Source organism: Streptomyces sp. KL116D (genome assembly GCF_030766975.1).
In the GTDB taxonomy this organism is placed as follows: Bacteria; Actinomycetota; Actinomycetes; order Streptomycetales; family Streptomycetaceae; genus Streptomyces; species Streptomyces longispororuber_A.
Map to the genome: position 1 here is coordinate 129,152 of NZ_JASERH010000060.1, position 19,949 is coordinate 149,100.

Here is a 19,949-nt window from a genome sequence, read left to right on the forward strand (position 1 = left end):
GGGGCCCTTCCTCATGGATCGTGTGCCGGGCGGCGGTCCTACGCGGGCTGCGGAAGCCGGTAGTCGGACCCGTCCCGCTCCCGTACGAGGATCCCCTCGCTGACGCAGTAGCGGCGCAGGGCGGCGGTGTCGTCGTGGACGGTGTGCAGGGCCTCGTTGATCTCGCGCTCGCTGTAGGTGCGGTCCGTGTCGAAGAGGGTGTCCGTGAGGTGGACGAGGAGTTCGTGCCGCACGGCGGGGCGCACCGGGATCGCCGTCAGCCGGCCGCCGGCGAAGAATCCGGTGAGATGGCGCGGAACTCCCGTGGTGGGCTCGGGAGTCCGGGCCCGGCGGAACACCTCGGGCCCGGCCCGCAGCGACCCGTCCTCGCGCCGCTCGACGAGCCCCGAGGCGATCAGCTTGCCCAGGTGCTTGCGGGCGACCGGGGAGTCGGCCTCGCGCGGTGGCAGGTCGTCCAGCACGATGCGGGCGTACAGCCTGAGTCGTTCGGGGTCGGCGAGTGCCGACATGAGGTGGTCCACGAGGTGCCTCCCGGCGGGGTGACGGACGGACGGGCAGTCTCACCCGCCGGAAGACCCTCGCGCATCCGATTAACGGGCGCGCAGCTCGCGGTACTTGGCGACGAGTGCCTTGGTCGACTCGTCCAGGCCCGGGACGTCGGCGCCTTCGGTGAGGGCGGGTTCGACGCGCTTGGCGAGGACCTTGCCGAGCTCGACGCCCCACTGGTCGAAGGAGTCGATGTTCCAGACCGCGCCCTGGACGAACACCTTGTGTTCGTAGAGCGCGACGAGCTGGCCGAGGACCGACGGGGTCAGTTCCTTCGCCAGGATCGTCGTGGTCGGGTGGTTGCCCTTGAACGTCTTGTGCGGCACCAGCTCCTCGGCGACGCCCTCGGCGCGCACCTCGTCCGGCGTCTTGCCGAACGCGAGCGCCTGGGTCTGCGCGAAGAAGTTGGCCATCAGCAGGTCGTGCTGGGCGACGAGCCCGGGCTGCAGATCGGCGACCGGCTCGGCGAAGCCGATGAAGTCCGCCGGGATCAACTTCGTTCCCTGGTGGATGAGTTGGTAGTAGGCGTGCTGGCCGTTCGTGCCCGGCGTGCCCCACACCACGGGGCCGGTCTGCCAGCCGACCTCCTCGCCGTTGCGCTGCACGTACTTGCCGTTCGACTCCATGTCGAGCTGCTGCAAGTAGGCGGTGAACTTCGACAAGTAGTGGCTGTACGGCAGCACGGCGTGCGACTGGGCGTCGTGGAAGTTGCCGTACCAGATGCCCAGCAGGCCCATCAGGAGCGGCACGTTGGACTCGGCGGGCGCGGTGCGGAAGTGCTCGTCGACGCGGTGGAAGCCGTCGAGCATCTCGCGGAACGCCGCGGGACCGATGGCGATCATCAGGGAGAGGCCGATCGCGGAGTCATACGAATAACGTCCGCCGACCCAGTCCCAGAACTCGAACATGTTGGCCGTGTCGATGCCGAAGTCCGACACCTTCTCGGAGTTCGTCGACAGGGCCACGAAGTGCTTGGCGACGGCTTCCTGACCGGCCCTCAGCTCGGTGAGGAGCCAGTTGCGCGCGGAAGTCGCGTTCGTGATGGTCTCGATGGTGGTGAAGGTCTTGGAGGCGATGACGAACAGCGTCTCGGCGGGGTCCAGGTCCCGTACGGCCTCGTGGAGGTCGGCCCCGTCGACGTTCGACACGAAGCGGACCGTGAGATCGCGGTCGGTGAAGGAACGCAGCACCTCGTAGGCCATCGCCGGACCGAGGTCGGAGCCGCCGATGCCGATGTTGACGACGTTCTTGATGCGCTTGCCGGTGTGACCGGTCCACTCGCCCGAGCGCACCTTGTCGGCGAAGGCCGCCATCTTGTCGAGCACGGCGTGCACACCCGGCACCACGTTCTCGCCGTCGACCTCGATCACGGCGTCGCGCGGGGCGCGCAGCGCCGTGTGCAGCACGGCCCGGCCCTCGGTGGTGTTGATCTTGTCGCCGCGGAACATGGCGTCGCGCAGACCGAAGACGTCGGTCGCGGCGGCCAGCTCGCGCAGCAGCCGGAGCGTCTCGTCCGTGACCAGGTGCTTGGAGTAGTCGAGGTAAAGATCGCCGACCTGCAGCGCATAGCCGGAGCCGCGCGCCGGATCGGCCGCGAACAGCTCCCGGAGGCCCACGCCACCCAGCTGTTCCCGGTGCTTGACGAGCGCCTGCCACTCGGGCGTCTGGGTCAGTGCTACCTGCTTGTCGGACGCGTTCATCTCGACCTTCAGCCTTCTCTCGCACGCGCGTACGGGCCTTGCCCCACTTCCGCCACCCAACCTAGTTGATCAGGGTGAATCGGGCCTTTCGACGCAGCGAATCCCGGGCACGCGAACGGGCCGGGCACTGTCCCAAGTGCCCGGCCCGGCCGGTATGTCAGATCTCGCCCCGCAGTTTCGCGAGCGCCTCGGCGAGGATGGCCTCGCCGTCCGCGTCGCTGCGCCGCTCCCGCACGTACGCGAGGTGCGTCTTGTACGGCTCGGTACGCGGCGGGTCCGGCGGATTGTCCCGGTCCTGCCCGGCCGGGAATCCGCAGCGCGGACAGTCCCAGGTCTCCGGCACCTGCGCGTCGGAGGCGAAGCTCGGCTGCGTCTCGTGCCCGTTCGAGCACCAGAAGGAGATGCGCAGGCGCGGCGCGGACTCGCCACGCTCGGCCTCGCCCATCGGCCCCGCCCCGACCCGACTTCCTCGGATCGCGTTGCCACTTGCCACGGTCGTAACTCCCTGCGTGATGGTGCCGCGAAGCGTGTCGGCGTCTCGCTTCGCCGCGGAGCGCCTCAGTCTACGTAAGGCCCAACGCGCGTCCAGTGATTGGAGTTACATCCCCTCCCCTAGACGCAAGCCCCATGATAGGCCGCGCTGTTGAGCGCGTACCGTACATGGGGCTTTACGTGAGCTATGTGCAGTTGTAACGGGTCGTACCGAAGGCGCGGCGCCCGAAGGTCAGTTGTTGATCTTCATCAGGATGCCGAGCACGACGATGCACGCGAACCAGAGCAGACCGATCACGATCGTGATCCGGTCGAGGTTCCGCTCGGCGACCGAGGAGCCGCCGACGGAGGACTGCATGCCGCCACCGAACATGTCGGAGAGGCCGCCACCCTTTCCCTTGTGCATGAGCACCAGGAGCATCAGCAGCAGGCTGAAGACGATCAGGGCGATCGAGAACCCCATAACCACGGCTGGACCAACTTCCTCGGACTTGTTCGGACGGGGCCGAAGCTCTGGATGGAGCCTCGGCCCCGCAAGGGTACGACGTATCGCCGCTAGCGCATACTCACTGGCCGCGTCACTGCTCGTGGAAGCGGACGATCTTGACGAACTCGTCGGTGTCCAGCGAGGCACCGCCGATGAGGGCGCCGTCGATGTCGGGCTTGGCCATGATCTCCGCGACGTTGCCCGACTTCACCGAGCCGCCGTACTGGATGCGGATCTTGTCGGCGACGTCCTGCGAGTACAGCTCGGCGAGCTTGCCACGGATCGCCGCGCAGACCTCCTGCGCGTCGTCCGAGCCGCACACCTTGCCGGTGCCGATGGCCCACACCGGCTCGTAGGCGATGACGATGGTCTCGGCCTGCTCGGCGGGCAGGTCCTTGAGGCCGCCCTCGACCTGCTCGAGCGTGTGGGAGACGTGGTTGCCCGCCTCGCGGACGTCCAGCTCCTCGCCGACGCAGAGGATCGGGGTCAGGCCGTGCTTGTAGGCGGCCTTCACCTTGGCGTTGACGATCTCGTCGGTCTCGTTGTGGTACTGCCGGCGCTCGGAGTGGCCGATCGCGACGTACGTGCACTTGAGCTTCGAGAGCATCGGGCCCGAGATCTCACCGGTGTACGCACCGGAGTCGTGCGCCGAGATGTCCTGGGCGCCGTACTTGATCTTGAGCTTGTCGCCGTCGACCAGCGTCTGCACCGAGCGCAGGTCGGTGAACGGCGGCAGGACGGCGACCTCGACGGCCTCGTAGTCCTTGTCCGCGAGGGCGAAGGCGAGCTTCTGGACGTGCGCGATGGCCTCGAGGTGGTTGAGGTTCATCTTCCAGTTGCCCGCCATCAGCGGCGTGCGGCCCTGTACAGGAGCGGTCATGCGGGGTCAGTCCTCCAGTGCGGCGAGACCGGGCAGCGTCTTGCCCTCGAGGTACTCGAGGGAGGCGCCGCCGCCGGTCGAGATGTGGCCGAATGCCTTCTCGTCGAAGCCCAGCGTACGGACCGCCGCGGCGGAGTCTCCGCCACCCACCACGGTGAACGCCGAAGAGTCGATGAGGGCCTGGGCGACCGCCTTGGTGCCCTCGGCGTAGTCGGGGTGCTCGAAGACGCCCATGGGGCCGTTCCAGAAGACGGTGGCGGCGTCGGCGAGCTTCGAGGCGTACAGCTTGCGGGTCTCCGGACCGATGTCCAGACCTTCCTGGTCGGCCGGGATGGCGTCCGCGGCGACGGTGGAGGGATTGGCCGGGGCCTTCGTCTTCAGGTCGGGGAACTCCGTGGAGACCAGGACGTCGACCGGCAGCACGATCTCCACGCCGTTCTTCTCGGCGCGCTCCATGTACTCGGTGACGGCCGGCAGCTGGTCCTCCTGGAGCAGCGAGATGCCGACCTCGTAGCCCTTGGCCTTGAGGAACGTGTACGCCATGCCGCCACCGATGAGGAGGCGGTCGGCCTTGCCGAGCAGCTGGTCGATGACGGCCAGCTTGTCGGAGACCTTGGCGCCGCCGAGCGCGACCACGTAGGGGCGCTTGACGTCCTCCGTGAGCTTCTTCAGGACGCCGACCTCGGTGGCGATGAGGAAGCCGGCGTAGTGCGGCAGCCGGGCCGGAAGGTCGTACACGGAAGCGTGCTTGCGGTGCACCGCGCCGAAACCGTCGCCTACGTAGACGTCGGCCAGGGCGGCGAGCTGGTCGGCGAACTCGCCGCGCTCGGTGTCGTCCTTGCTCGTCTCCCCCGCGTTGAAGCGCAGGTTCTCGATGACGGCGACCTGGCCGGGCTCCAGACCGTCCACGGCGTCGTGGGCGGCGGGGCCGACCGTGTCCTGGGCGAACGCGACCGGCTTGCCGAGGAGCTCGGCGAGGCGCTCGGCGGCGGGCAGGAGCGAGAACGCCGGGTCCGGGGCGCCCTTGGGGCGGCCCAGGTGGGAGGCGACGACCACCTTGGCGCCCGCGTCGGCGAGGGCCTTGACGGTGGGCAGGACGGCGCGGATGCGGCCGTCGTCGGTGATCAGGCCATCGGCCAACGGCACGTTGAGGTCGGCGCGGACGAACACCCGCTTGCCGTCGACCCCTTCGGCGAGAAGTTCCTCGATGGTCTTCATGAACTGGACTCCTTGAGAGGGCTTTGAGGCTGACGCGCGAAGGGCCCGGACGGCGCGCGGCGTCGCGCGGGTCCGGACCCTTCGCTCACATCTAAGTGCCTTGCTGCTCTAAGAACCTTAGAGCTGACCACCGACGAAGACCGTCAGGTCCACGAGGCGGTTGGAGTAGCCCCACTCGTTGTCGTACCAGCCGAGGATCTTCACCGTCTTGCCTTCCTGAACCATCGTCAGGGAGGAGTCGAAGGTGCAGGAGGCCGGGTCGCTCACGATGTCCGAGGACACGATCGGGTCCTCGGTGTAGAAGAGGATGCCCTTCAGGTCGCCGTCGTCGGCGGCCTTCTTGAACGCGGCGTTGACCTCGTCCTTGGTGACCTCGCGCTGCAGGTCGACGACCAGGTCGGTGGCCGAACCGGTCGGGACCGGGACGCGCATCGCGATGCCGTCGAGCTTGCCCTTGAGCTGCGGCAGGACCAGGGCGGTGGCCTTGGCGGCACCCGTCGTGGTCGGGATGATGTTCTCCGCGGCGGCGCGGGCGCGACGCAGGTCCTTGTGCGGGAAGTCCAGGATGCGCTGGTCGTTCGTGTACGCGTGGACCGTCGTCATGAGGCCCTTGACGATGCCGAAGTTCTCGTCGAGAACCTTGGCCATCGGCGCCACACAGTTGGTGGTGCAGGACGCGTTCGAGATGACGTGGTGGTTCGCCGGCTCGTACTTGTCCTGGTTGACGCCCATCACGATGGTGATGTCCTCGTCGGAGGCCGGAGCCGAGATGAGGACCTTCTTGGCGCCGCCCGCGATGTGCTTCTCGGCGTCGGCCTTCTTGGTGAAGATGCCGGTCGACTCGATGACGATGTCGACGCCCAGCTCGCCCCACGGAATGTCGGCGGGGTTGCGCTCGGACAGCACCTTGATGGTGTGGCCGTCGACGGTGATGGTGTCCTCGGTGTGCGACACCTCGGCCTTGAGGCGGCCCAGGATGGTGTCGTACTTCAGGAGGTGTGCGGTGGTCGCGGTGTCACCAAGGTCGTTGACAGCCACGATCTCGATGTCTGCACCCTGCTCCAGCAGCGCGCGGAAGTAGTTACGACCGATGCGGCCAAAGCCGTTGATGCCTACGCGGATCGTCACGAACCGATCTCCTCGTTGGTACGCCGGGTTTCGACGCCGGCGAGATTTATTGGGATGTCCCCGACCGCCTCCGACCCTACCTCCCATAAGGGCTTGGGGTGACATCGAGCGGCTCTATGCAGGGCACAGCGGCCCGTACTCGCCAGTAACGTACGGGCCGCCGCATATTTCTCCGGTATTTCAGACCTGATTAGTCGCTAATTGAGCGCAGGGCCTTTCGGATGAGCGCATTTCGGTCCGCGGTTCCGGTGACGTGTTCCAGACCGAATCCGAGGAGAACGGTGTCCGGAGTGCTGACCGCGCCGTAGGTCGTGAACAGGTCCTGGGCGCGCGCCCAGTCCTTGACGGCGGGCGGGCTCCCCGCTGGCGGTCCGGGGACCGTCCAGACGCCCAGGGACGTCTCGAAGCCCTCGGTCTCGGTCGCCTGTCCCCCGATGACCACGGAGGCGTTGTCGGCGCGCACGCCCTCGCCGCCGGTGCCGGGGTCGGAGACGTAGGCGAGGGACACCTCGACGGACCTGCCCGCGTAGGCGCTCAGGTCGTACGTCACCGTCTTCCAGTCGTCCGAGGAGCCGGTGAGGCTGTTCCAGGCCCCGGAGGTCCCGGTGTTCCCGCAGGCGGCGCCGTCCGGCGTCAGATAGCGGGTGAGCGCCGGGTGGTCCTGGACGAAGAAGCCGGCCTCGCACTCGGTGGGCACCTTGTTCGACGTCAGGCCGTCCCGGTCCGGCAGGGTCGTCCAGTCCTCCGCGCCGGCCGTGTGGGCTTCGAGGATGACGTGGTCGTAGCCCTGCTCGGTGTCCCAGAGGAGCTGCATCCGCAAGGACGGCTGCTGCGCCGCGGTGACGCCGGTGAGGTCGATGGTGCGGGTCAGACGCTTGTAGGCGTCGTCCGTGTGGACGGCGGCGGCCATGCCCGCGCCTTCGTACTGGCCCGCTCCCGCGCTCTTGAACTGCGGCAGGGTGGCCGAGGTGGCCTCGTACAGACCGGCGCCGTTCAGCGGGTTGCCGGGGGCGTCGCCGAGCGCGGCCGCGATGCCGTCGAGGGCGCCGGAGCCGTCGAAGCGGGTCGCCACCGGGGCGGCCGTGCGGGAGTAGGCGCCCAGGTAGTACTGACTGAAGTCGTTCGTCGTGGTGTCGCCGATGGCGACGGAGCCACCCGCCTTCTCACCGGCCTCGACGAGCTTGCCGCCCTCGTTCAGGTTGTCGCGCAGGGCCAGCTGCGTGGCCAGGCCGGGGCGGTCGGCGCTCGTGTAGTGGACGACCGCCTTGAAGTGGTCCAGGACGCCCAGGGCGTCGGGTGCGCCCTGCTGGGCGACGTTCCAGACGGAGGCGCTGCGCCCGGCTGCCTTGAGCGCGTCTACGTAGGCGGCCGTTTGCGTCCCTGCGGCGTCGTTTTCCGCGACGACAAGAGTGTCGCCCTTCGGGCGGGCCGCGACGGTGTACGTGAAGTGCTCACTACTGGTGCGCTTTCCGGATTTCGTGCGTCCGGTGAACCACACGTCCACCTTGTCGCCCACATCGGCGTCCTCGACCTTCGCCCTATAGGCGTCGAAGTGGAGATTGTCGTCGCCTCCGTAGGTCTCGCCGCCCTTCCAGGCCCGCAATTCCTCGTCGTGCGAACGGCCGCCATTGATGCGGTAGTTCAGCTCCTTGTCGCGTACCGACTTACGTACGACGACGGATACTTCCTGGTCACCACCGCGCGCGTACGAAGTGCTGAACTTCGCCGGGGTGAAGTCGGGGGCCTCCAGGCCGACCGAGGACGAGGGCTGGTCGGGGTGGGACGCGGTCTCCGCGACGGAGAGGGCGAAGGGGACGTTCTTCGCGAACTCGGCCTGGATGAGCTTCTCGTCGTCCGGGAACGTGAAGATCGACGCGCAGTCCTGGGGCCGCCACGCATCGTTCGGGTCGACGTTCGAGGCGGTCTGGCAGGTGCTCATCTCGGGGGTGAACATCGAGACGCCGTTCACGTTGCCGGCGTGCCCGTCGGCCTCGCCGTTCGTCGTGTACAGCTCCGAGGAGACCTGCGGGTGGTAGCCGGGGATCGCGGAGTTCTCCGGGGTGCCGGCGAGCGCCTCGTAGAGGACGTCGTCCGGGGTCGGAGTGGCGACCTGCCAGCCCACTCCGTAGAGGAGGAGTTCGGCCGCGGAGTGGTAGTTGATGGCGTAGTCGAAGCCGACGCGCTTCTCGAAGGCGTCGACGGCCCTGGTCTCCGGCTCGGAGTTCGGGCTCGCGCCGCGGTAGGTCTGATTGGCGGGGCTCGGGGACGAGCCCTCGTCGTCGTAGCCCCACTTGTAGGCGAAGTTGCGGTTGAGGTCGACGCCGTCGGCGTTGGTGTACTTGCCGTCGCCGTTGTTGTCGCGCATGTTCTTGCGCCACTGGCGGTTGGCCTCGTCCTTGAACGTCCAGTCGTAGCCGTCGGGGTTGGCGGAGAGGACGAACCACAGCTCCGTGGAGTCGACGAGCTTCTTGATGCGTGCGTCCTTGGCGTAGTTGTCCACGTAGTGGCGCATCAGGCGGCGGGTCATCTCCGGGGTGATCCACTCGCGCGCGTGCTGGTTCGACATGTAGAGCACGGAGGGCTTCGCGCCGTCCTTGACCTTCTTGGCGCCCTTGCTCACCTTGATCGCGAGGATGTCCTGGCCCTGGAGCGTCTTGCCGATGGAGACGACCTTGGTGAGGTCGGGGTGCTCCTGCCCGGTGCGGAGCACCTCCTCCTGGAGGTTGCCCTTTCCGCTGTAGGGGCGGAAGACCCCGTCCCCCGCGGCTTCCACGCGGGCCTCGGCCTTGGCGGTCAGCCGGTGCTCGGTGAGCTTCACGCCCTCCTTGCGCAGTGCGGCGGCCTGTCGGTCGGTGAGGTAGACCTCGACCTCCGCGGTGCCCTTCTCGGGTGCCTGCTCGCTGAGTTCATGGGCGTCCTGGCCCGCCTGGAGGAGCAGGGGCACCTGCTCCTTCGTCACGTCGGCGCGGAACACCTTGACGGCGTCCGCGCCGGGGTCGTCGCTCGCCGAGCTCCTCTTGGTGGACCCTCCGCCGTCCGCCTGGGCGACGGGCGCGATGACCGCCCCTCCCAGCCCCAGGACAAGTGCTCCGACAGCGAGGACCGATCTCGCTCTTCGTCTCATGAGCCCCCCTTGCGGTTGTCTGTCGCGGTTGTGGCGTGATGCCGCAGTAGCGAACTGGCGCCAGACTCGTGACAGTTCATGGTCAAGTCAAGGGGGCCTCAAGTCTCCTTCGCGGATACGGAAAAGCCGGTGGCGGCGCCCCGTACGGGCGCCGCCACCGGCGTGTCGGCCTGTCGGCGGTGTCAGCCCGCCAGGTTGTCCGCCATCTCCTCGGCCAGGTCCTCCGTGAGGTTCGACTCCGTGCCCGGGATGCCGAGGTCCTGCGCCCGCTTGTCCGCCATGGCGAGCAGCCGGCGGATACGGCCCGCGACGGCGTCCTTGGTCAGCGGCGGGTCGGCGAGCGCGCCCAGCTCCTCCAGGGAGGCCTGCTTGTGCTCCATGCGCAGCCGGCCGGCCGCGGCGAGGTGCTCGGGCACCTCGTCGGCGAGGATCTCCAGGGCGCGCTGCACGCGGGCGCCGGCGGCGACGGCCGCGCGGGCCGAACGGCGCAGGTTCGCGTCGTCGAAGTTGGCGAGACGGTTGGCGGTGGCGCGGACCTCGCGGCGCATCCGCCGCTCCTCCCAGGCCAGCACCGATTCGTGTGCGCCCATCCGGGTGAGCAGGGCGCCGATCGCGTCGCCGTCCCGGACGACCACGCGGTCCACACCGCGCACCTCACGGGCCTTCGCGGCGATCGAGAGCCGTCGTGCGGCGCCGACCAGGGCGAGCGCGGCCTCCGGGCCCGGGCAGGTCACCTCCAGGGAGCTGGAGCGGCCCGGCTCGGTGAGCGAGCCGTGCGCCAGGAACGCGCCGCGCCAGGCCGCCTCGGCGTCGCAGGTGGCCCCCGAGACCACCTGCGGCGGAAGACCCCGGATCGGGCGGCCCCGGCCGTCCACCAGGCCCGTCTGCCGGGCCAGCTGGTCGCCGCCCGCGACGACCCGTACGACGAAACGCGAGCCGCGGCGCAGTCCGCCGGGCGCCATCACGATCAGCTCCGAGCTGTGCCCGAAGATCTCGAGGATGTCCCGCTTGAGCCGCCGGGCGGCCATCGCGGTGTCCAGCTCCGCCTCGATCACGATGCGGCCGCTCACCAGGTGAAGGCCGCCCGCAAACCGCAGAATGGCCGAGACCTCGGCCTTTCTGCAGCAGGTCCGGGTGACGGGGAGCCGGGAGATTTCGTCCTTCACCGCTGCCGTCATCGCCATGGGCCGATCCTTCCATGCATCCGAAAAATACGGTCGTACGCGGCGGCCAACAGCTCCGGATCGTGCCTCGGAGTTCCGTCGGGCCTGGCCACCGGCGCCAGCTCGACCGCGGCACCGAAACGCTCCTTGGCAGCGTCGGTGAGCTCTTCGCGGTCGGGCACGGCGGCCTCGTCGGCCAGCACCACGTCCAGGGCGAGTTTAGGGGCGTGTCGTCCCAAAACCTCCAAATGACGCTGCGGTGAGAACCCTTCGGTTTCTCCGGGTTGCGGAGCGAGGTTGAGCGAGAGGACCCGGCGGGCCTTCGTCTCGACGAGCGCGTCGAGCAGTTCGGGGACCAGCAGGTGCGGGATCACGGACGAGAACCAGGAGCCCGGGCCGAGCACCACCCAGTCCGCGTCGAGCACCGCGGCGACCGCCTCGGGGACGGCCGGCGGGTCGTGCGGCACCAGGTGCACGGACTGCACCTCGCCGGGGGTGAGGGCCACGGTGGCCTGGCCCCGCACCGTGTCGATGTCGTTCGGCCGGTCCGGGTCGTGGCCCTTGACCAGGGCCTGCAGCTCCAGCGGGACCGCGGACATGGGCAGCACGCGCCCGTGCGCGCCGAGCAGCTTGCCGACCAGGTCCAGGGCCTGCACGTGATCGCCGAGCTGCTCCCACAGGGCGACGATCAGGAGGTTGCCGACCGCGTGCCCGTTCATCTCGCCCGGGGACTGGAACCGGTGCTGGATGACGCGGGACCAGGTCTGGCCCCAGTCGTCGTCGCCGCACAGCGCCGCGAGGGCCTTGCGGAGGTCGCCGGGCGGCAGCACGCCCAGCTCGTCCCGGAGCCGCCCGCTGGAGCCGCCGTCGTCGGCGACCGTGACGACGGCCGTGAGGTCGCCCGTGATGCGGCGCAGCGCGGCCAGGGACGCCGACAGGCCCATGCCGCCGCCGAGGGCGACGACCTTCGGGGTGGTGCCCTTGCGGAGCCTGGGCGGTGAGCTCCTGCGGCCAATCCTGCTGGTGAGCCGCAGCGTACGTCCCGTCATTCGCGACCCATGTCCCGGTGCACGACCACGGTCTCCACGCCCTGGGCGGCCAGCCGGGCGGCGAGCTTCTCCGACGTGGCCACGGAGCGGTGCTTGCCGCCGGTGCAGCCGACGGCGATGGTCACGTACCGCTTGCCCTCGCGGCGGTAGCCGGCCGCGATGAGCTGGAGCAGCTCGGTGTAGCGGTCGAGGAACTCCTTGGCGCCGGGCTGCGAGAAGACGTAGTTCGACACCTCCTCGTTGAGACCGGTGAAGGGGCGCAGCTCGGGGACCCAGTGCGGGTTCGGCAGGAAACGCATGTCGACGACGAGGTCGGCGTCGACCGGCAGGCCGTACTTGAAGCCGAACGACATGACGGTGGCCCGCAGCTCGGGCTCCTCCTCGCCCGCGAACTGGGCGTCCATCTTGGCGCGCAGCTCGTGCACGTTCAGGCTGGAGGTGTCGATGACCAGGTCCGCGTCGCCGCGCAGCTCACGCAGGAGCTCACGCTCCGCTGCGATGCCGTCGACGATGCGGCCGTCGCCCTGGAGGGGGTGCGGGCGGCGCACCGACTCGAAGCGGCGCACCAGGGCCTCGTCGGAGGACTCCAGGAAGACGATGCGCCGGGTGACGTGCTTGGACTCCAGGTCCGCGAGGGACTCCCGGAGGTTGTCGAAGAAGCGGCGGCCTCGGACGTCGACGACGACCGCGATCCGCGCCACGTTGCCCTGTGAGCGGGCGCCGAGCTCCACCATGGTGGGGATCAGGGCGGGCGGCAGGTTGTCGACGACGAACCAGCCGAGGTCCTCCAGACACTTCGCTGCCGTGGACCGGCCGGCGCCCGACATCCCGGAGATGATCACCAACTCGGGGATGGCGGCGTCCGGGACGACCGCGGTCTCGACGTTCGCCCCTGGGGCTGCGCCCGTGCTCACCTGTTCTCCGTGCTCTGGTTGCGGCTGTTCCTGCGGTGCGGGGTCCTGTGCCGTGCCGCTGGTGGGTTCGTCGTGCTCGCTCATGGCTCCTGCCCCCGTCGTTCTTCCGAGGCGCCCGCGGTGACGGACTCCTCGCCGGACGGCGCGTCCGTCGCGCCGTCCGCAGTGTCCTCTTCGTCTTCCATGATCTCTCCGGTGGCCGTGTTCACGGCGGGCGCCACCGGTGCCGCCTGCGCGAAGGCCGCCAGGATCGTCTCTGCCGTCTTGCGTCCTATGCCGGGAACCTCGCAGATCTGGTCGATTGTGGCGGACCGTAGCCGCTTCACCGAACCGAAGTGCTTGATCAGGGCCTGCTTGCGCGCGTCGCCCAGCCCTTGTACGTCGTCCAGAGGGCCCGCCCTGAAGCGCTTGGCCCGCTTGGCCCGCTGGTAGGTGATGGCGAAGCGGTGAGCCTCGTCACGGACGCGCTGGAGGAGGTAGAGCCCCTCGCTGGTGCGCGGCAGGATCACCGGGTCGTCCTCGTCCGGCACCCAGACCTCTTCGAGGCGCTTGGCCAGTCCGCAGACCGCGATGTCCTCGATGCCCAGCTCATCGAGGGCCCGCTTGGCTGCCGCGACCTGCGGCTGCCCGCCGTCCACCACGACGAGCTGCGGCGGGTACGCGAACCTCTTGGGGCGCCCGTCGTCCTCGGTGAGGCGGGACTCCACGGGGTTCTCGTCGTCGTCCAGCTCCGCGTCGGACCACTCGCCGGACTTCTCCTGCGCCGCCAGGTACCGCTTGAAGCGGCGGGTGATCACCTCGTGCATGGACCGGACGTCGTCCTGGCCCTCGAAGCCCTTGATCTGGAAGCGGCGGTACTCGCTCTTGCGGGCGAGCCCGTCCTCGAAGACCACCATGGAGGCCACGACGTCGTCGCCCTGGAGGTGCGAGATGTCGTAGCACTCGATGCGCAGCGGTGCGCTGTCCAGGTCGAGGGCCTCGGCGATCTCCTCCAGCGCGCGGGAGCGGGTGGTGAGGTCGGAGGCGCGCTTCGTCTTGTGGAGGGCCAGTGCCTGCAGTGCGTTCCGGTGGACGGTCTCCATGAGGGCCTTCTTGTCGCCCCGCTGCGGGATGCGCAACGACACGTTCGCACCGCGGCGCTCGGTCAGCCAGGCCTGGATCGGCTCCACCGGATCGGGCAGCGCGGGGACGAGGACCTCCTTGGGGACGGCGTCGCCCCGCTCCTCGCCGTAGAGCTGCTGGAGGGCGTGCTCGACGAGGTCACCGCTGGTGACGGCCTCGACCTTGTCGGTGACCCAGCCGCGCTGGCCCCTGACGCGTCCGCCGCGCACGTGGAAGATCTGGACCGCGGCCTCCAGCTCGTCCTCGGCGAGGGCGATGAGGTCGGCGTCCGTGGCGTCCGCGAGGACGACGGCGCTCTTCTCCATCGCCTTCCTCAAGGCCTCGATGTCGTCCCGCAGGCGGGCGGCGCGCTCGTACTCCATCTCCTCCGCGGCCGCCGTCATGTCCTTCTCCAGGCGGCGGAGGTACGTGCCCGTGCGGCCGGCCATGAAGTCGCAGAACTCCTCGGCCAGTTCGTGGTGCTCCTCCGGGGTGACCCGGCCCACGCAGGGGGCCGAGCACTTGCCGATGTAGCCGAGCAGGCACGGGCGTCCGGTGCGCGCCGCGTTCTTGAAGACCCCCGCCGAGCAGGTGCGTACGGGGAACACCCGCAGGAGCAGGTCCACCGTGTCGCGGATCGCCCACGCGTGCCCGTAGGGACCGAAGTAGCGGACGCCCTTCTTCTTCTGGCCGCGCATCACCTGGACGCGGGGAAACTCCTCGTTCATGGTCACCGCGAGGTACGGGTAGCTCTTGTCGTCGCGGTATTTGACGTTGAACCGGGGGTCGTACTCCTTGATCCAGGAGTACTCCAGCTGCAGCGCCTCGACCTCCGTGGACACCACCGTCCACTCCACGGACGCGGCCGTGGTCACCATCGTGCGGGTGCGGGGGTGCAGGTTCGCCAGGTCCTGGAAGTAGTTCGCCAGGCGCTGGCGCAGGCTTTTCGCCTTCCCGACGTAGATCACCCGGCGGTGCTCGTCGCGGAACCTGTACACCCCCGGGGTGTCGGGAATCTGTCCCGGCTTGGGGCGGTAGCTGGAGGGGTCGGCCATGTCAGACACCCTACTTGCGGGGTGTGACAGTTCGGGGTGCCCGGCGGGGGCGGGCCCGGCACCCCGAACGGCCGGGCCGCTCAGTCCGTGCGGCGCGACCGGGCGCGGCGCACGGCGATCCCGCTCAGGCCAAGGGCCACCAGCGCGCCGGCTCCCGCCACGGCGGACGCGACCGTCATCGGCGTCCGCGCCTCGTCGGGAACCGTTCCGTACCCGCCGGCCTCGCCCTTCTGTGCGTAGGTGGAGCCCGGCAGCTTGTCCCCGTAGGCGCGGGCGACGCGGGCCCGGTACGCCGACAGCGGGACCCCTCCCTCGCCCACGGCCTTGACCGCGTCCGCGTCGAGCGGCACCACGCGCGCGTGCCCGGCCACGTACCAGGCGTTGATCTGCGGCTCCTGGAAGACGGTGCCGCCGGGCATCCTGGCCTGCCCCAGGCGGGCGTACCTGATCTCGTCGTCCCCGGAGGCGATGTTGACCACCTTCCAGGAACCCTGCCGCTCGACGGTCCACAGGGACGCCTGCTGCCCGTCGGACGCCACCGCCTTGGAGGCGAGGAATTCCAAGTCGGCTATGTCCGCGCCCTTCTTGCCTGCCACGAAGTCGCGCGACAGGTAGTAGACGGGTACGGCTTGTGTGCCCTCCACGCGGGGTGCCGCGGCCGATGCGGCGAGCGCGCCGTCCCGGGCGAAGAAGCGGGCGAGGGTGTCCAGCGTCCGCGGCGACTCCGCCGCGTCGTGCGCCGCCACGCGCGCGTGGTCCGGTACGGGGGTGGGCGCCGCGCTCGCGTGCGGGGCCGCGAGTCCGAGCAGGAGGGCCGCGCCGGTTCCGGCGAGCAGCGGGGCAGCGATCCGTCGTCGCATCGTGTTCACGCCCCGATCCGGTAGAGCGAGTGGGTCCAGGAGAACGAGTTGTTGCTGATGTACCAGTCGTGGGAGGCCCAGTTGTACCGGCTGTCGGACGGCCAGGGGTCGCCCCAGTAGACCCAGCTGTTCGCGTCGTCGTAGCCGTACAGGACGTGCATGTGGCCGCCGCCGCTCGACCACTGGATGCGGGTCTCGACGGGACGGTTCGCGTCGATCTCGGTCTGCACGGTGGAGTAGCGCAGCCAGCCGGTCACGTACGAGCCGGGGGCGATACCCGCCCAGTACAGCCCGTCCTGCACATTGCCCAGTGTGGCTTGGTAGTTGGGGCAGTCGGAGCCCTGGGCGCGGCCGAAGGCGGCGTTGCAGAACTGGTTCTGGGAGTAGTTCCGGCCGAACCAGGTCGCGATGGTGTTGCCGCTCGCGGCCCAGCACCAGTTCGTCTTCTGCTGCGCCTGCATGGTGATGTTCAGGCGTTTGGCGGCGAGAGCCGAGGAGTCCGCCGTGGCTGGGGCGGCCGTGGCGGCGGTGGCTGTGGGCAGGGCGAGGGACGCGGCCACCGCGGCCGTGAGGGCGGTCAGACGCAGGCGTCTGCGGCGCGTGGCGCCTGTTCGGGATCGGATGGTCGATGTGCGCATCGCGGTCCTCCCTGATCGGGTGTGGGGTGGAGGAGCGCGTCCGGACGCTTTGGCGAGCATCGAGTCTTGTCGAGTGCAGGTCAACACGCTTCAATGCCGGGTGACTTGGTGCGGTGAATGACGTCGTACGGATGTGAACAACTCACGTCCACCAACCAGCCGCACCACTCCGACCGGCGCGAACGGCCCGGCACGGCACTGTGAATGTTCACAGCGGCGGCCCGTCGGCCCGGCGCGCAGAAGCGGGAGACCCGGATGCGGCTCGGCGAACGGCAGATGGAAGCGGAACGGACACCGACCCTGGAGACGGCCCTGCGAACCGGCCCCTTCCACGTCGCGCTGCGGGCCGCGATCGCCGCACGGAGACTTCCGCTGCACCGGGTGCAGCACCATCTGTCGCGCCAGGGCATCAAAGTCGGCGTGACGAGCCTGAGTTACTGGCAGCAGGGCGCACGACGGCCACAGCGCAACGAGTCGATGCGGGCCGTGCGCGCCCTGGAGGACATCCTCGAACTGCCCGAGGAATCACTGATCCGACTGCTCGGTCACCACGAGGCCCCGAGCTCCTCCCAGCGACCGGCAGCGCGCTCGTACCGCTCCCTCGTCGAGGCGTCCGGCGTACTGGAACAGCTGCTCACGGAGCTGAAGTCACCGCTGGACGGCGGACTCCACACCGTCGGGCACGTCGAACGGGTACGGATCGGGATGCACAGAGAACTGCTCGGCAGAGATTCGCAGCACATAGTGCGAGCCCATCGCGATGGTGTGGACCGCTATGTGGCCATCTACCACGGTGACCCGGGATGCTCGCCGAAAGACGTGGCGGTTCATGCCATGGAGAACTGCCGTACAGGAAGGATCCGTTGGGACGTCGGCACGGGCGTCCTGGTGGCGGAGCTGCTCTTCGACGCACGGTTGCGGGCCGGCGACACCCATCTGTTCCGCTACGGCTTCGAGGACGGCACGGCCGGGGCCTCGACCGAGTACGTCCGCGGGTTCAGCTTCGCGGGCGGCCAGTACACGCTCCAGGTCCGGTTCGCGGACGACGCGCTGCCCGTACGCTGCCACCGCTTCACCCAGCAGTCGACGGCGGCCCCGCGCCGCGGACGCCAGGAGCTGACGCTGAGCGGTCACCACCGGTCGGTGCACGTGGTGGAGCCGCAGGTGCGGGCGGGGCTGCTGGGGATCGGGTGGGACTGGGACTAGGCCGGCGCCGCCGTTGGCGGGTAACAATCGCTGGCCGCCGCCAGGCCATCGGTCACTAGGCCACCTGTCACCAGGGGACGGCCACCGGAGCGTCAGGGCGGGGCGCCGGGGCTAACCCTTCGGGCCTGCGACGATCTTGCCGCCCTCGACCTTCACGGACAGTTCCTCCAGCGGCACGGTCGCCGGCTCGTGCAGCACCTTGCCGGTCGTGGCGTCGAACTTGCTGCCGTGGCAGTTGCAGGTCAGTTCGGTGCCCTTGAGCATGCCGATCGGGCAGCCCGCGTGCGTGCAGATGGTGCTGAAGGCCCGGTAGTCGCCGCCCTTCGTGCGGCTGACCACGACGTGCTCGTCCTTGTAGAGCTTCGCGCCGCCTTCAGGCACCTCGTCGGCCTTGCCCAGATCGACCGGTGCCGTGGGTGCCGCGGCCGCCCCGCCGTCGGAGCCGGTGGAGCAGGCGGTCAGGCCGATACCGGCCGTCCCCGCGACGGCGACGCCGCGCAGGGCGGTGCGGCGGGAGATGCGGGAAGGGGGCGTGCCGGACATCTGGACTCCACAGGTGCGCTGAGCGGCGGAAACTTGGAACAGCGGAACAGGGTTCGACCGGGCCGAGCCGGTTGAACCCGTCGACCCCGTCGAACCGGTTGAACCAGTTGAACCCGGTTGGACTGGGTGACAGATCAGACGATACCGGCGGGGAATCGGGCACTTCGTGGGGCCCCTGGGGATCGGCGGGGCGCGGCAGGGCCAGCACCCTGGCAACCGGTGGGGCGTCGCGGGGCCACGATTCCAGGAACCGGTGGGGCTCGCGGCAGAAGTGGGACCCTGGGGACGCCTACCCGCATCCCGACCCGAGGAGAGCCGCGTGAACCGCCCCACCGCCCGTGACGTGGCCGAACTCGCCGGGGTGTCGCGCGCCGCCGTGTCGTTCGTCTTCAGCGGCCGGGCCCAGGGAAACCTCTCCGCCGCGACGAAGGAGAAGATCCGCTCCGCCGCCGACCGGCTCGGCTACCGGCCCGACGAGGTCGCCCGTTCCCTGCGCAGGCAGCGCAGCGCTGTCGTCGGGATGCTCAGCGACGAGATCGCCACGAGCCCGTTCGCCGGCCGCATGGTCCTCGGCGCGATGGAGGCGGCACGCGCGCGTGGCCATCAGGTGCTTCTCATCGAGTCCCGCAAGGATCCAGCCGTGGAGGCCGAGGCCGTCGCCGAACTGCGCGCCCGCCGGGTCGACGGCATCGTCTACGCCGCCATGTCGATGCGCCGCACCGCCGTGCCCGCGACGATCGCACCGGAGCGCTGCGTGCTCGCCAACTGCCTGCCACGGGAACCGGGTTCGTACGCGTCCGTGGTCGCCGCCGAACGGGCGGGTGGCCGTGCCGCGGTGGACGTCCTGATCAGCGCGGGCCACCGCGACATCGCGCTGCTCGGCGGCGAGGTGGACGACGTCGCCGCGACGGACCGTGCCCATGGCTTCGGCGAGGGTCTGCGCGCGGCCGGTCTGACCGCACGGCCCGAGTGGACGTTGCGGGTGGGCTGGCAGATCGACGAAGGTTTCGCCGCGGCCCTGGAGTTGCTCAAGGGGCCGGACCGGCCGACCGGCATCGTGTGCGCCAACGACCGAGTGGCGACCGGGGTGCTGCTGGCCGTGGCCCGCCTCGGCATCGTGGTTCCCGAGCAGCTCTCGATCGTCGGCTACGACGACCAGGACCAGATGGCCGACCGCCTCGTCCCGGCCCTCACCACGGTCGCGCTGCCGCACCACGCGATGGGTGCGGCAGCGGTGAACCTGTTGCTGGACGCGGTGGACGCCGGTGCTGACGTGGACCGTACGGCGTGCGAGGAACTGCCGTGCCCGGTGGTCCTGCGGAAGTCGGTGACGGGGCCGGACGGCGACCGGGGGCGCTGACCCTGCGGGTGGAGACGGTGACCTGCGGTCGGAGGCGGTGACCCACGAGGGGGGTAGTGACCCGTGTCGTGACCCGTGGCCGGGCCGGACTGGGCCGGACTGGGTCGGACTTGGCTGGACTTGGCTGGGCCGGACTGGGTCGGACTGGACTGGGCTGGACTGGACTGGGCCGGACTGGGTCGGCTTGGGCCGCCATACCCTTCCGGACCCTGCCGAGAATGTCGAACTTCCGTCAGAAGATCGGGAACCCGAACGGCTCGACCGGTGTATCAACAGTGTCAGCTTCACCGCAGGTCGCCCGAGCTCCCGGGGCCCCGGCCCCTGGCCCGTCCGAACACATCGGCCGGCCAGCCGGGCGACCGGCGCGGACGTCGCCGACAGAGCCGACAGACCCGTGCGGACCGGCGTGAGAGATCACCGGTCCCGCACCGGACCGTGCATCGCCGACCGTTCCGCCCCACGGCGTCGACGCACGGACCGGTGCG

Annotated in this window: 17 protein-coding genes; 2 read left to right on the top strand and 15 right to left on the bottom strand. The window is 69.7% G+C overall.

The window, feature by feature from the left end:
* Positions 1-38: 38 nt before the first annotated feature.
* The 14 genes from RBJ77_RS24770 to RBJ77_RS24835 all read right to left on the bottom strand — a co-directional run bounded on the left by RBJ77_RS24770 (position 39) and on the right by RBJ77_RS24835 (position 16,355).
* Positions 39-521: a DUF2087 domain-containing protein gene (locus RBJ77_RS24770; RefSeq protein WP_372347047.1), complete on the bottom strand. Its 483-nt coding sequence runs from the start codon at positions 519-521 to the stop codon at positions 39-41.
* A gap of 69 nt (positions 522-590) precedes the next feature.
* Complete coding sequence (gene pgi / locus RBJ77_RS24775; RefSeq protein WP_372347048.1) at positions 591-2,246, bottom strand: glucose-6-phosphate isomerase; 1,656 nt, start codon at positions 2,244-2,246, stop codon at positions 591-593.
* A gap of 157 nt (positions 2,247-2,403) precedes the next feature.
* On the bottom strand, positions 2,404-2,739 hold the full coding sequence (locus RBJ77_RS24780; RefSeq protein ID WP_003976875.1) for an RNA polymerase-binding protein RbpA: 336 nt from the start codon (positions 2,737-2,739) through the stop codon (positions 2,404-2,406).
* A gap of 231 nt (positions 2,740-2,970) precedes the next feature.
* Entirely contained in the window at positions 2,971-3,201 is a 231-nt protein-coding gene (secG, locus tag RBJ77_RS24785; protein ID WP_018533286.1) for a preprotein translocase subunit SecG, read from the bottom strand.
* A 115-nt stretch (positions 3,202-3,316) separates the two neighbouring features.
* Entirely contained in the window at positions 3,317-4,072 is a 756-nt protein-coding gene (gene tpiA, locus RBJ77_RS24790) for a triose-phosphate isomerase (protein ID WP_372347106.1), read from the bottom strand.
* Positions 4,073-4,111: 39 nt separating this feature from the next.
* Positions 4,112-5,323 (bottom strand): phosphoglycerate kinase, encoded by a 1,212-nt coding sequence (gene pgk, locus RBJ77_RS24795; protein WP_372347049.1) that lies wholly within the window; start codon positions 5,321-5,323, stop codon positions 4,112-4,114.
* Between the two features lie 117 nt (positions 5,324-5,440).
* Positions 5,441-6,451 carry a type I glyceraldehyde-3-phosphate dehydrogenase gene (gene gap / locus RBJ77_RS24800; RefSeq protein WP_255969618.1) on the bottom strand — a complete coding sequence of 337 codons (1,011 nt, stop codon included), beginning with the start codon at positions 6,449-6,451 and terminating at the stop codon, positions 5,441-5,443.
* A gap of 190 nt (positions 6,452-6,641) precedes the next feature.
* Positions 6,642-9,575: a M14 family zinc carboxypeptidase gene (locus tag RBJ77_RS24805; RefSeq protein ID WP_372347050.1), complete on the bottom strand. Its 2,934-nt coding sequence runs from the start codon at positions 9,573-9,575 to the stop codon at positions 6,642-6,644.
* Positions 9,576-9,757: 182 nt separating this feature from the next.
* A complete protein-coding gene (gene whiA, locus RBJ77_RS24810; protein WP_255969624.1) occupies positions 9,758-10,759 on the bottom strand; it encodes a DNA-binding protein WhiA in 1,002 nt (333 codons plus the stop codon).
* Positions 10,750-11,787, bottom strand: a complete 1,038-nt coding sequence (gene yvcK, locus RBJ77_RS24815) for a uridine diphosphate-N-acetylglucosamine-binding protein YvcK (RefSeq protein ID WP_372347051.1) — start codon at positions 11,785-11,787, stop codon at positions 10,750-10,752. The genes whiA and yvcK overlap by 10 nt, the downstream gene beginning before the upstream one ends.
* Positions 11,784-12,785 carry an RNase adapter RapZ gene (rapZ, locus tag RBJ77_RS24820; RefSeq protein ID WP_372347052.1) on the bottom strand — a complete coding sequence of 334 codons (1,002 nt, stop codon included), beginning with the start codon at positions 12,783-12,785 and terminating at the stop codon, positions 11,784-11,786. Before rapZ ends, yvcK begins: the two co-directional genes overlap by 4 nt.
* Positions 12,782-14,857, bottom strand: a complete 2,076-nt coding sequence (uvrC, locus tag RBJ77_RS24825) for an excinuclease ABC subunit UvrC (protein WP_372347053.1) — start codon at positions 14,855-14,857, stop codon at positions 12,782-12,784. The genes rapZ and uvrC overlap by 4 nt, the downstream gene beginning before the upstream one ends.
* 80 nt (positions 14,858-14,937) lie before the next feature.
* A complete protein-coding gene (locus RBJ77_RS24830) occupies positions 14,938-15,717 on the bottom strand; it encodes a hypothetical protein (protein WP_372347107.1) in 780 nt (259 codons plus the stop codon).
* Positions 15,718-15,722: 5 nt separating this feature from the next.
* Positions 15,723-16,355, bottom strand: coding sequence for a papain-like cysteine protease family protein (locus RBJ77_RS24835; RefSeq protein WP_372347054.1), 633 nt, complete (start codon positions 16,353-16,355; stop codon positions 15,723-15,725).
* Between the two features lie 255 nt (positions 16,356-16,610).
* Between RBJ77_RS24835 and RBJ77_RS24840 the strand changes: the two genes are divergently transcribed.
* Positions 16,611-17,561: a hypothetical protein gene (locus RBJ77_RS24840; RefSeq protein WP_372347108.1), complete on the top strand. Its 951-nt coding sequence runs from the start codon at positions 16,611-16,613 to the stop codon at positions 17,559-17,561.
* A 111-nt stretch (positions 17,562-17,672) separates the two neighbouring features.
* On the opposite strand, the gene RBJ77_RS24845 is transcribed toward RBJ77_RS24840, so the two are convergent.
* Positions 17,673-18,104 carry a Rieske (2Fe-2S) protein gene (locus tag RBJ77_RS24845; RefSeq protein ID WP_372347055.1) on the bottom strand — a complete coding sequence of 144 codons (432 nt, stop codon included), beginning with the start codon at positions 18,102-18,104 and terminating at the stop codon, positions 17,673-17,675.
* 319 nt (positions 18,105-18,423) lie between these two features.
* Between RBJ77_RS24845 and RBJ77_RS24850 the strand changes: the two genes are divergently transcribed.
* Entirely contained in the window at positions 18,424-19,464 is a 1,041-nt protein-coding gene (locus RBJ77_RS24850; protein WP_372347056.1) for a LacI family DNA-binding transcriptional regulator, read from the top strand.
* Positions 19,465-19,949 lie beyond the last annotated feature (485 nt).